Origin of the sequence: Caryophanon tenue (assembly GCF_001700315.1) — a bacterium.
In the GTDB taxonomy this organism is placed as follows: Bacteria; Bacillota; Bacilli; order Bacillales_A; family Planococcaceae; genus Caryophanon; species Caryophanon tenue.
The window spans coordinates 81,158-93,679 of sequence record NZ_MASJ01000007.1 but is presented as its reverse complement, the minus strand read 5'-3'; the positions used below and the strand labels follow the sequence as shown (position 1 = coordinate 93,679).

Here is a 12,522-nt window from a genome sequence, read left to right as displayed (position 1 = left end):
GAAGGCGATGAAAAAAATCATGCCCATGGTGTTAGCATCTGCATTATTACTTGCAGCATGTACACCGGATAAAGAAGTAGATGAAGAAGTTGTACAAGAGCAGAAAAGAGTAGAAACAACGATTATTCCGAGTAACCAACTAAGCGCCAACTATTATCGTACACTTGTACCGTATAAAGAAAGCGCTGCGCGTGGTGCGGTTGTGAGTAATCTGTATACAAAATACGATGTCTCAGAAGTAGAGACAAGTTTAATGCGTTTATCACAAAGTATTTTTGATACCGAGAAATATTACTTTCAAGAAGGTCAGTATATTGACCGTGACACCGTATACAATTGGATTGGACGCTATGATGAAGAAAAAAATGAGTTCGGTTTAAATCCGGCAGCGCCAGCGGATATGGACCCGACACAACGCGCGAAGGAAGCACCGAACTATTTAGCACATATTGTCGAGCAAAACTATTTGACGAAAACCGAAGATGGTAAAGTAACGTTAGGTGGCGTCTCGATTGGTTTAGCATTAAACTCGATTTATTATTACCAGCGTGAGCAATATGGTGATTATTTTGAAGAGCCGATTAATGAAGAGAAGCTATTAGCAGAAGGAAAACGTATTGCCGAGGAAGTCGTGAAGCGTTTACGTGCGACAGATGGTTTAGGCGATGTACCGATTATGGTTGGCTTATTTAAACAGGAGTCACGCAACTCGATTGTACCAGGCACATATATGGCTACGGCTATCGCGGAGAAGGGTGCAGCGACAATAGGTGATTGGACAGCACTTAATGAACAATATGTGACATTCCCGATGTCGTCACCGGAAGATATTTACCGTGAGCTAAACACAAGCTTCCAAAACTTTAAGCAAGATATTGATAGTTATTTTGCGAACTATACAAGTGTGATCGGTCGTGCTTTTTATAAAGACAATGTTGTGCAACAATTAAATATTGAAGTACCGATTCAGTTTTATAGTAAATCTGAAATTATTGGCTTTACACAATATTTAACGGGCATTCTTTATAATGAATTCCCAGCGGATTTAAGTATCGAGGTTGATATTAACTCGATTAATGGTACGGAGGCACTTGTATTAAAAGAAGCAGGTTCAACTGAGCCAACTGTTCATATTTATCATTAAGCGCTTTTACAAATGTCTATGAAATATCTATGAATTTTACTTTAGTAGAATAGTGCAGTAGAGCATACTGTACTATTCTTTTTGTGTGAAAAATGGTATGATTATTGGCAGGTTTTAAGAATTCGGAGGTGTACAAACATGGCAAAATTATCAACTGAAGAAGTAAAGCACGTTGCGCATTTAGCGCGTCTTGCAATTACGGATGCAGAAGCAGAAAAATTTGCAGAGCAACTTGGTAAAATTACTGATTTCGCAGAGCAATTAAACGAATTAGACACAACTAATGTTGAACCAACTTCACACGTATTCCCAATCGTAAACGTAATGCGTGAAGACGTAGCTGGTAAAGGTTTAGACCGTGAAAAAATGATGCTTAACGTGAAGGAACAAGAAGCTGGCCAAGTGAAAGTTCCATCAATTTTAGAATAGGAGGTTATCATCACATGACGTTATTTGAACGTTCTTCAACAGAACTACAAGAAGGCTTACATAATGGTGAGTTAACAATTACACAATTAACGCAAGAAGCTTTTGATCGCATCGAGAAGTTAGATGGTGACGTACAAGCATTCTTAGCTTTAAACAAAGAAAAAGCATTAGCAGAAGCTGCTGAAATGGATAATACGCCTAAAGAAAACCGCGGGCCATTATTCGGTTTACCTATCGGGGTAAAAGACAATATCGTAACTGAAGGCTTAGAAACAACATGTGCTTCTAAAATTTTAGAAGGCTTCATGCCAATCTATGACGCAACAGTTGTGAAAAAATTACGTGAAGCGGGCATGGTAACTGTAGGTAAGTTAAACATGGACGAATTCGCAATGGGTTCTTCAAACGAAAACTCAGCATTTAAAACAACGAAAAACCCTTGGAACTTAAATCACGTACCAGGTGGTTCTTCAGGTGCATCTGCAGCAGCAGTAGCAGCAGGCGAAGTACCATTCTCATTAGGTTCTGATACAGGTGGTTCAATCCGTCAACCAGCAGCATACTGTGGTGTTGTAGGGATGAAACCAACTTACGGTCGTGTATCTCGTTTCGGTTTAGTTGCATTCGCATCTTCTTTAGACCAAATCGGGCCACTTACACGCAACGTACGCGACAATGCTTTATTACTTGAAGCAATCGCAGGTGTGGACGAAATGGACTCAACTTCAGCTGACGTACCAGTACCAAACTACGCAGCAGCATTAAACGGCGACATTAAAGGCTTAAAAATTGCTGTACCAACAGAATTTTTAGGTGAAGGTGTTGGCGAAGCTGCGAAGCAATCAGTATTAGATGCACTTGAAGTATTAAAAGGCTTAGGCGCAACAGTTGAAGAAGTTTCTCTTCCTCACTCAAAATACGCATTAGCAGCTTACTACATTCTGTCATCTTCTGAAGCTTCTTCTAACCTTTCTCGTTTCGATGGTATCCGTTACGGTTACCGTGCTGAAGGCGCGAAAAACTTAATGGAGCTTTACAAAGAAACACGTGCACAAGGTTTCGGTGACGAAGTAAAACGCCGTATTATGCTTGGTACGTATTCATTATCTGCAGGTACGTATGATGCTTACTACAAAAAAGCACAACAAGTTCGTACATTAATTAAAGCAGACTACGATAAAGTATTCGAAAACTACGATGTGATTATCGGACCAACTGCACCAACTCCAGCATTCGCTATCGGTGCTAACATTGACGATCCGTTAACAATGTATGCAAACGACATTTTAACAATCCCAATGAACTTAGCAGGTGTACCAGCAATCTCAATTCCATGTGGTTTTGAAGGTGGCTTACCATTAGGCTTACAAATTATCGGTAAACACTTCGATGAAGAAACACTTTACCGTACTGCTTACGCTTACGAGCAAGCAACAGACTTCGGCACGAAAACTCCAGCATTATGGGAGGGTAAATAATTATGACAAACTTTGAAACAATTATCGGTTTAGAAGTACACGTTGAGTTAAAAACAGATTCTAAAATCTTCTCTAGCTCACCAAACCATTTCGGTGCTGAACCAAACTCAAACACATCTGTAATTGACTTAGGTTATCCAGGTGTTTTACCAGTTTTAAATAAAAAAGTAGTAGACTATGCAATGCGTGCAGCATTAGCATTAAACATGGAAATCGAACAAGAAACAAAGTTCGACCGTAAAAACTACTTTTATCCAGATAACCCGAAAGCATACCAAATTTCACAATTTGATAAGCCAATCGGTAAAAATGGCTGGATCGAAATCGAAATTCCAGAAAAAGACGGTAAACCAGGTTATAAAAAGAAAATTGGTATTACACGTTTACACATGGAAGAAGATGCTGGTAAATTATCACACGCAAACGGCTACTCTTTAGTTGACTTCAACCGTCAAGGTACGCCACTTGTTGAAATCGTTTCTGAGCCAGACATCCGCACGCCAGACGAAGCGTATGCTTACTTAGAAAAATTAAAATCAATCATCCAATATACAGGCGTTTCTGACGTACGTATGGAGGAAGGTTCACTTCGTTGTGATGCCAACATCTCTTTACGTCCTTATGGTCAAGAGAAGTTCGGTACAAAAGCGGAACTTAAAAACTTAAACTCATTCAACTTCGTACGTAAAGGTTTAGAGTATGAGGAAATCCGTCAAGCGGAAGTATTATCTTCAGGCGGTATCATCGAGCAAGAAACATTACGTTTCGATGAGAAAACAGGCAAAACCATTTTAATGCGTGTCAAAGAAGGTACGGATGATTACCGTTACTTCCCAGAGCCAGACTTAGTGCGTCTTTCTATTTCTGACGAGTGGGTTGAGCGCGTACGTGCTGAAATTCCAGAGCTTCCAGACCAACGTAAAGAGCGTTACGTATCTGAGCTTGGCTTAACAGCTTACGATGCAAACGTATTAGTTATCAACAAAGAAATCTCTGACTTCTTCGATGCAACGGTATCTAACGGTGCAGACGCGAAGCTAGCAGCAAACTGGTTAATGGGTGATATTTCAGCGTACTTAAACGGTGAGCAAAAAGAGTTAAAAGATACAGCGTTAACACCAGAAAACTTAGCAGGTATGATCAAGCTAATTTCTAACGGCACAATTTCTTCTAAAATCGCGAAAAAAGTATTCACTGAGCTAGTTGAAAACGGTGGCGATGCAGAGAAAGTTGTAAAAGCAAAAGGCTTAGTACAAATCTCTGATCCAGAAGTAATCCGTGGTTTTGTAACGACTGCACTTGATGCTGATCCACAATCTGTAGAAGACTACAAAGGTGGTAAAGAGCGCGCACTTAAGGCACTTTTAGGTAAAATCATGAAAGAGTCTAAAGGACAAGCGAACCCACAATTAACAAACGAAATTCTTCTTGAAGAAATTAACAAACGTTAATTTTTTACAAGATGTCCAAGCATCCTATCCATTTTTGGATAGGGTGCTTTTTTGTATAGGGAAGATGATTTTCAGCGAGGCATGGTTTCGGGACGCACCAACTAAAATCACGAACCTTTGACAGCACATGGAAAAGTAATGGTGAAGAAAAGAAGTGTTTACGAGAAGCGCTTCTTTTTTCTTATGTATTTTGGTTTGAATAATTGTCTTTTGTACATAGAACGGGCATTATAGACATATGAACTACTTAGTTTGGGGGCGAATTTAATGAAAACAGAACAACAGTATTTTAACGAAGCAATACCGATGACCGAGTATGTAGAAAAAATGACACAGGCAGCTTTAAAAGCAGGAAGTGAAGAAATTTATGCGAAGTTTACTGTACCTGCAGATGGCTTTGTCGATACATTAAAAGGCTACCGTATTTTAACGATTACTGAAGACTGGTGTGGGGATGCGATGCTGAATAATCCAATTTTACAACGCATTGCAGAAGCAGCAGGCATTGATATTCGTTGTGTATACCGCGATGCAGATACGGATTTAATTGACCGTTATTTAACAAATGGTGGACGTGCTATTCCAATCTATTTATTTTTAAATGATGCAGGTGAAGTTGTGACAACATGGGGACCACGCGCACCGGAGTTACAACAATTAGTAGTGGATGCACGCGCGACGTTACCCGATAAAGAAGACCCGACTTTTGATGAGGCACAAGCAGCACTGTATACGAATTTACGCAATCGTTATTTAACGGACGCACAATGTTGGACATGGGTGTATGAAGACGTGAAACGTACGGTACAGGCTGCGCAATAAGACAAAAATGCGGATGAAATGTAGTAATGGAGAACGAATAATATGAATGAACAATTAAAACGAGCAAGAATTATTTACAATCCAACATCTGGTCGTGAACTATTTAAAAAGCATTTACCAGAAGTATTAGAGAAGCTAGAAGTTGCAGGGTACGAAACATCATGCCACGCAACAACGGGAGAAGGCGACGCAACAAAAGCGGCTGCGATTGCTGTTGAACGTGGTTATGATGTAGTTATTGCAGTTGGTGGAGATGGTACGTTAAATGAAGTGGTAGCCGGTATGGCACCGTATGAAAAGCTGCCGAAGCTCGGGCTAATTCCGATGGGGACAACAAATGATTTCGCGCGCGCTGTCCAAATTCCGCGTAAAATCGATGAAGCCCTTGAGATTATTATTCAAGGTGATACGATTCCAGTTGATGTTGGCGTTGTCGATGGCAATCGTTACTTTATTAATATCGCTGCAGGTGGACGTATTACTGAGCTGACGTATGAAGTGCCAAGCAAGATGAAAACAATGCTTGGACAGCTTGCGTATTATTTAAAAGCAGTGGAAATGGCGCCATCGATTAAAGCGACACATATGCGTATTGAATACGATGACGAAGTGTTTGAAGGCGAAGCATTAATGTTTTTATGTGCCTTAACAAACTCGGTTGGCGGTTTCGAGAAGCTAGCACCGGATGCGAGCATTAACGATGGACATTTCACATTATTAATTTTGAAAAAATGTAGCTTAGCGGAAATGATTATAGTTGCATCAGCGGCGGTTCGTGGTGAGCATTTAGAAAACCCGAATGTCATTTATGTAAAAGCAAAACGCGTAAAAATCGAATCAGATGAGACGGTACATATTAACTTAGACGGAGAGTTTGGTGGAGATGCACCCGTTGTATTTGATAATTTATACCGCCGTTTAAACATATTCGTGCCGATTAACGATATTCGTCCAGAAGACCGCGTTGAATAGAGGATAGTAGGAGTTGTGTCAGAAAGTGTACGCTTTCTACATAACTCTTTTTTCGTTCATGAAAATACAAGACAAGGCATTTCTTCTTCACTCAAAATCATGATACAATAGAAAAATTGAAATGGAGGATATCATCATATGTCTACACCTGTACAAAAAAATGACCGTTTAACGGTAACAATAGAAGACTTAACACATGATGGTAACGGCGTTGCGAAGGTAGATGGCTACCCGCTATTTATTCAAGGTGCGTTACCAGACGAAACAGCAGAAGTGCATGTTTTAAAAACATTAAAAAACTACGGCTTTGCAAAAGTGATTAATATCGTGACACCATCCCCAGACCGCGTGGAGGCACCTTGCGCATATTTTGCACAATGTGGCGGTTGCCAATTACAGCATATGACATACGAAGGTCAGCTGAAATGGAAGCAAAAGATGGTCGAAAATGTCATGCGCCGCATCGGTAAAATTGATGCGCCTGTACACGCTACAAAGGGTATGCAAGACCCTTGGCGTTACCGTAATAAAGCACAAATTCCGTTTGCTGAGCAAGACGGACGCATTATGGCAGGCTTCTATAAAACGAAATCACATCATATTGTCGATATGGACCGTTGCTTAATTCAAAATACAGAATCAGATGCCATTATGCGCGAATTAAAATTAACGCTGCAACAGCTTGGTGTACGCCCGTATAATGAAGAAAAGCATAAAGGTGTACTGCGCCATGTTGTTATTCGTAAAGGAAACGCAACGGATGAGGTGATGGTGGTGCTTGTGACACGCACGCACGCTTTACCTGAGAAGGAAGCGGTTATCGAAGCGATTAAAGAAATGGTGCCAAACACAGTATCCATTGTACAAAACGTAAACTCGAAAAAAACGAACGTTATTTTCGGCGATGAAACATTTGTCTTATACGGCAAAGAAGCAATTGTTGATACGATTGGCGACGTGAAATTTGAAATTTCAGCGCGCTCATTCTATCAAGTAAATCCAACACAAACAGAAGTGCTTTACAAGCAAGCACTAGACTATGCACAGCTACAAGGTGGCGAACGTGTCATTGATGCTTACTGTGGTATCGGCACAATCTCACTGTTTTTAGCACAAACAGCTGCGCACGTATCAGGTGTTGAAATCGTACCACAAGCAATTGAGGACGCAAAACGCAACGCAGAGCTAAACGGCTTTACGAACACATACTTCGAGGCAGGTCCAGCAGAAGAAGTAATCCCACGCTGGTATAAAGAAGGCAAAGGTGCTGATGTACTTGTTGTCGACCCACCACGTAAAGGCTGTGACGAGGCACTATTAACAACGATTTTAACGCAACAACCAAAACGTGTTGTCTACGTATCATGTAACCCAGCAACACTCGCCCGCGATTTACGCATTTTAGAAGATGGCGGTTACAAAACGAAGGAAGTCCAACCGGTGGATATGTTCCCACATACAGCGCACTGTGAAGCGGTGGCGTGGTTGGAGTTAGTATAAAGAGTATTGACGTTAATTTGATACTTTAAAATTGATGATTTTGGCACAGGGTACTCATCGTTTAATTATTTAAAAACATTTGAACTAGATGGTGTGAAAATTGACCGTTCATTTATTCAAAATATTGCACAACAGCCGGTAAATGCTAGTATTACGTCAGCGATGATTAAAATGGCGCAATATTTAAAGCTAGAAGTGATTGCAGAAGGTGTCGAAACGGAAGATGAACTGGCGCATTTACATGATGAAGGATGTTATATGATTCAAGGTTTTTACTACAGTAAGCCGCAGCCAATTGAACAGTTTGAACAGCGATATATAGTTGATTAACATTGATCCCCTCGTCATACAGGGGATTTTTGTTGTTTTTGAGCTAATTTTCACCAATTGTTTATCATTAATTCTGAAAGTGTCATAATTCGTGAAATTAGGACTATAATATTACTGTTTTAATGTTGTAAATCATTTTACAATTTCATGATAAATGGAAGGGGCATTACGCCGTGGAAAACAAACATTTTTCCTTTGATGTAAAGAAAGTGCATCTATTAAATTTGAAGATTACGTGCTTGATGGTTGTGCTGATCGTAGTACCGTGGATCGTACGAGATGGATTTGTGGAGACTCAATCGTATATTATTGCAGGCTTAGGCATTATCGTATTTGGCATGATTAATTATTTTTTAAACATATCTGATACGATAAAAGCAGTGCTATTTGCAGCGATGCCAGGGACGATTATTTTTATTATATTTTTAGTAGATGACTATAGCTTAAATAAACATTACTTGATGTTTATCACAATAATTATGGCAACGATTTATTTTAATCGTCGTATTTTAATTATGTATGGTGTAATTGTACAGACCTATATTTTAATACTTTACATTGTCGTTCCTGAAAAGTTATTAGGAGACGATGTGTCGTTCACTGGGTTTATCGTGCTTTTTGCGGTATATAACGGCATTCAGTATATGTTAGCAAAATTAAATGAATGGGGTGGCAGTTTAGTAACGGCCTCTCAACAGCGTGAACAGGAAGCTACTCGTTTATTAGAAGAAGCAAATGCGCTTGTGCAAAAGCTAGAACAAAGTGCACAAACACTTGGTGTAGAAACAGACAGTGTGAATCGTACGGCGACTTCATTGTCTGCGACGAGCACAACAATTTTAACGTCGACAGAGCAAATTGCACGGGCAATTCAGCAGGAAGCAGATTCAATTTCGACGATGCATCACGTTATGCACGATGCCCAATCAGAGTTATTGCATACAGTCGATTTATCGAGAGAAGCGATGGCGCAGTCACAACAAGTGAATGACCAGCTCGCCACTAATGCGCAGAGTGTCAATGAAGTAACAATGCAAATGGGTGACCTTAGTCATTCGATGGATGTAACGGTACAGACGATGAACGAACTGCAACAAAGCTTACAAACGGTCAATGAGCTACTGAGTGGCATTACAAAGATTGCAGACCAAACGAATTTATTGGCGTTAAATGCAGCGATTGAAGCGGCACGTGCTGGTGAACACGGTGCTGGATTTGCTGTTGTTGCTGATGAAGTGCGTAAACTAGCCGAGGAAAGTGCGGTAACGGCAACACAGATTACAAAAGTAACTGCCCAACTATTTCATAAGTCTACAGCAGCGCAAGAGCAGTCATTACGAGGGCAGGTAACAGCAGCTGAAGGGCGAAAGTTACTCGAAGAAATTGCAGCGGCATTTAATGAAGTAAAAGTAGTGAGTGACCATTCCAGTAATAATGTATTACAAAGTGTTAATGCAATTGAAAACATGAGCAAACAATTTGTCGAGCTGTTACAAGAAGTCGAAATGTTATCAGTGATGTCGCAACAAAATAGTGCGGCAACCGAGGAAATTGTTTCATCGATTGCTGAGGAAAATAAATTGCTAGAGGCGATTAATACGGCAACAGCGAAGCTACAACTATTAAATCGAGAGCTCGTACAAAGTACAAAGTAATGAGAAAAAGCTTAGATATGCTGATGAGGCAAATCTAGGCTTTTTGATTTTAGAATGTGCGAGGATATTCATAGGGAAACTCTATCTCCTGGCGTCTCTTTTATTAGAGTTTTTATATTATTTTGTTATTCTGTTGATATAAATGATATTTTTGTGCTATGGCAGTCGCGTTGTATTTTTGGAATTTTGTCTAAATGACACATAAGGAGATGTTCTAAGAAATGGAAGACATTTTAAAACACTACTATCATATAAATAAGCACGCTTTTGATAATTTAGACATTCCAAAAAGTTTACTTCAGGAATGGCAAAGCATCATCAATTTGCTTGCGCATCTTGGTGGCGCCTCAACGGGAATTATTATGAAAGTCGAGCAAGAGGAATTGAGCGTTCTCGTTGCGAGCCAGTCTGAAGAGAACCCATACAATGTAGGGGATAAAGCGATATACGAAGATTCAGGGCTATACTGTGTAGCGGTCATGATGAGTCAGGAAAGCCTTTATGTGTTGTTACGAAATACGACAGCGCAACAAGCGGTCGCTATTGCGGAAAATATTCGACAAAAAGTAGCGAACCATACCTATATCGGAGAACAGCATGTCACGGCAAGTATCGGTGTAGCAGAATGGCTCATGGATGAGACGGTAGCGGATTGGTACAATCGTGCTGACCACGCGTTATATACCGCTAAACGACAAGGACGCAATACAGTGCGACTATATGAAAGTGAATAAATTGGCATAAGGAACATACATGAAATCGTAAAAAAGCGTTCAGCAATGATAACTGCTGAACGCTTTTTGTTTTTTACAGATGATCGTTAAATTTTAAAGTGTTGAATCGACATCGCTAAATTGTTTGCCGTAGTGGATAAGTTCGTTGTCGAACTACTTACTTCTTCTGTTGAAGCAGCTTGTTGCTCAATTGTAGCTGTTACTGTTTCAACGGCAACTGCATTATTCGTAGCCATCGTTAGCACTTCTTGTGAATGTTTCTCTAACACTTCAAACTCCGTCACCATTGTAGAAAGAGCGTCGGTTACTTGTTGCATTTTTGGTGAAATGGCCAATGTTAGCTCCATAATCTCTTCAAATTTCGCCGCTGTTTGCTGTGATTTTTGAAGCCCGATAACAGCATCCTCATTGACGTGTTGCATCACATTTACGGTCTGTTTACTATCTTCTTTAATTTCTTCAATAATGGTAGAAATGGATTGCGTTGCATGTAAAGATTGTTCCGCGAGCTTTCGTACTTCGTCTGCGACAACGGCAAAGCCTTTTCCATGCTCGCCTGCACGTGCTGCTTCAATTGCAGCATTTAAAGCAAGTAAGTTTGTTTGGTCGGCGATATTTGTAATCGTTGTTAGTACTTCATCAATCTTCGTTGTTTTATCAACTAAAACAACAACTTGTTCATTCGAGCGTTGTACAGATGATGTAATATTTTTCATTTGCGTCACATTCTCCGTAATGAGTAATGCGCCTTCTTCAGAGTGCTGGAAATTAAGCTGAGCTAGGTTTGTCACATCTGCTAAGTGTTCTTCAATTACAACAATATCACGCTGTACACTCAGTAAACTTTGTGTATTCGCTTGAATATTTGTTTGTGTTTGGTCACTGCTTTTTGCGATGTTTTGAATGGCACTAACAACTTCCTCGATAGATGCAGTCATTTCTTCAGCGCTTGCTGCAAGTTCAGAAGACGTTGCATCTACGTCGATTGCAGAATGCTTTGTTTGATGTAGGACATGTACTAAATTATCCATTGTCTCATTATAAGCAAGCGTTAATTTCCCTAACTCATTTGTAGAAGCGTAGTCGCTACGAACGGTTAAATCACCTTGTTTCGTTTGCTCTAGCACATCCACAAGTGAATGGATTGGTTTTGCAATATGTTTAGATAGTAAGTAAATGCTACCAATTAATAAAATTGCAGCGATGAAGAAAATAATGAGAAGTACATTCACAGTTTCTTTGCCATTTTCGACCGTGTTATCGATAATTGTTGTCACTTTGCCCATTTTCAATTCATTAATCGCTAATAATGCATCAATTAAATCACGGCGAGGTTGTTGTACTTCGGCTATATATAGCGCAAATGCCTCTGCATTTTTATTTTGACTTGCTAATGTCATTACTTCTTGCTGAGGCGCTTCAAATTTGTCCACAGCTACGTAGAAATTTTCAATTAATGTACGTTCTTCTGCTGATAAATCCATCGCTTCAAATTTTGCGAAGTTTGCTAACACTTCATCAATACCTTCGTTTGTTTCATCATGTAGTTGCTGCTTTTTCTCAATATCTGTAATAAGCATCATTTCTAATAACACGGCATCTAAGCGCTGATTAAATTCAACCGCGGCTGACACCCATTGAGATGGGATATATTGTTGTTCGTTAATGATTTGCATATTTTTCGTAGTAGATGAAATCGTCAAATAGCTAAACATGCCAATGATACCGATACAAATGAGCCCGATAATCGCGTTAATCATCATCTTTGGCATGATGTTCAAATTATTAAATAGTTTCACGTCATAAAAATTCCTCTCTGTTTTACATTCCTTGTGTATTATACACATTCTTATTTACTAGGTCTATTGGTATGTTTTTCTAATAGAGAATTATACTAAAGATATAATTTTGCTGTTACATTTAATGAAATTCAAAAAATATATGAAAAGAGCATGATTTTTTTTGACAAAAGAGTGAATAAAGAACGGGATTTTTAAGAGGAGATAG

Annotated in this window: 11 protein-coding genes; 10 read left to right on the top strand and 1 reads right to left on the bottom strand. The window is 39.5% G+C overall.

Annotated elements, in window-relative coordinates:
• Positions 1-7 precede the first annotated feature (7 nt).
• From A6M13_RS06840 to A6M13_RS06795, 10 genes are all read left to right on the top strand, one after another.
• Positions 8-1,144 (top strand): CamS family sex pheromone protein, encoded by a 1,137-nt coding sequence (locus tag A6M13_RS06840; RefSeq protein ID WP_066544230.1) that lies wholly within the window; start codon positions 8-10, stop codon positions 1,142-1,144.
• Positions 1,145-1,282: 138 nt separating this feature from the next.
• Positions 1,283-1,573, top strand: coding sequence for an Asp-tRNA(Asn)/Glu-tRNA(Gln) amidotransferase subunit GatC (gatC, locus tag A6M13_RS06835; protein WP_066544226.1), 291 nt, complete (start codon positions 1,283-1,285; stop codon positions 1,571-1,573).
• A gap of 14 nt (positions 1,574-1,587) precedes the next feature.
• On the top strand, positions 1,588-3,051 hold the full coding sequence (gene gatA / locus A6M13_RS06830; RefSeq protein WP_066544219.1) for an Asp-tRNA(Asn)/Glu-tRNA(Gln) amidotransferase subunit GatA: 1,464 nt from the start codon (positions 1,588-1,590) through the stop codon (positions 3,049-3,051).
• 2 nt (positions 3,052-3,053) lie between these two features.
• On the top strand, positions 3,054-4,502 hold the full coding sequence (gene gatB / locus A6M13_RS06825) for an Asp-tRNA(Asn)/Glu-tRNA(Gln) amidotransferase subunit GatB (RefSeq protein WP_066544218.1): 1,449 nt from the start codon (positions 3,054-3,056) through the stop codon (positions 4,500-4,502).
• A 267-nt stretch (positions 4,503-4,769) separates the two neighbouring features.
• Complete coding sequence (locus tag A6M13_RS06820; protein WP_066544216.1) at positions 4,770-5,324, top strand: thioredoxin family protein; 555 nt, start codon at positions 4,770-4,772, stop codon at positions 5,322-5,324.
• 42 nt (positions 5,325-5,366) lie between these two features.
• Positions 5,367-6,296 (top strand): diacylglycerol kinase, encoded by a 930-nt coding sequence (locus A6M13_RS06815; RefSeq protein WP_066544215.1) that lies wholly within the window; start codon positions 5,367-5,369, stop codon positions 6,294-6,296.
• Positions 6,297-6,434: 138 nt separating this feature from the next.
• On the top strand, positions 6,435-7,796 hold the full coding sequence (gene rlmD / locus A6M13_RS06810) for a 23S rRNA (uracil(1939)-C(5))-methyltransferase RlmD (RefSeq protein ID WP_066544213.1): 1,362 nt from the start codon (positions 6,435-6,437) through the stop codon (positions 7,794-7,796).
• A 30-nt stretch (positions 7,797-7,826) separates the two neighbouring features.
• Positions 7,827-8,126 (top strand): EAL domain-containing protein, encoded by a 300-nt coding sequence (locus A6M13_RS06805; RefSeq protein WP_083998255.1) that lies wholly within the window; start codon positions 7,827-7,829, stop codon positions 8,124-8,126.
• A 173-nt stretch (positions 8,127-8,299) separates the two neighbouring features.
• Positions 8,300-9,781 (top strand): methyl-accepting chemotaxis protein, encoded by a 1,482-nt coding sequence (locus tag A6M13_RS06800; RefSeq protein WP_066544208.1) that lies wholly within the window; start codon positions 8,300-8,302, stop codon positions 9,779-9,781.
• A 221-nt stretch (positions 9,782-10,002) separates the two neighbouring features.
• A complete protein-coding gene (locus A6M13_RS06795) occupies positions 10,003-10,515 on the top strand; it encodes a GGDEF domain-containing protein (protein ID WP_066544206.1) in 513 nt (170 codons plus the stop codon).
• A gap of 86 nt (positions 10,516-10,601) precedes the next feature.
• Here the strand turns inward: A6M13_RS06795 and A6M13_RS06790 are convergent, their stop codons facing one another.
• Positions 10,602-12,314: a methyl-accepting chemotaxis protein gene (locus A6M13_RS06790; RefSeq protein ID WP_066544202.1), complete on the bottom strand. Its 1,713-nt coding sequence runs from the start codon at positions 12,312-12,314 to the stop codon at positions 10,602-10,604.
• Between the last annotated feature and the right edge of the window lie 208 nt (positions 12,315-12,522).

Excerpts from the sequence above, each read along its gene's own strand:
- A6M13_RS06840 (WP_066544230.1), top strand. The coding sequence starts at position 8 with ATGAAAAAAATCATGCCCATGGTGTTAGCATCTGCATTATTACTTGCA.
- gatC (WP_066544226.1), top strand. The coding sequence starts at position 1,283 with ATGGCAAAATTATCAACTGAAGAAGTAAAGCACGTTGCGCATTTAGCG.
- gatA (WP_066544219.1), top strand. The coding sequence starts at position 1,588 with ATGACGTTATTTGAACGTTCTTCAACAGAACTACAAGAAGGCTTACAT.
- gatB (WP_066544218.1), top strand. The coding sequence starts at position 3,054 with ATGACAAACTTTGAAACAATTATCGGTTTAGAAGTACACGTTGAGTTA.
- A6M13_RS06820 (WP_066544216.1), top strand. The coding sequence starts at position 4,770 with ATGAAAACAGAACAACAGTATTTTAACGAAGCAATACCGATGACCGAG.
- A6M13_RS06815 (WP_066544215.1), top strand. The coding sequence starts at position 5,367 with ATGAATGAACAATTAAAACGAGCAAGAATTATTTACAATCCAACATCT.
- rlmD (WP_066544213.1), top strand. The coding sequence starts at position 6,435 with ATGTCTACACCTGTACAAAAAAATGACCGTTTAACGGTAACAATAGAA.
- A6M13_RS06795 (WP_066544206.1), top strand. The coding sequence starts at position 10,003 with ATGGAAGACATTTTAAAACACTACTATCATATAAATAAGCACGCTTTT.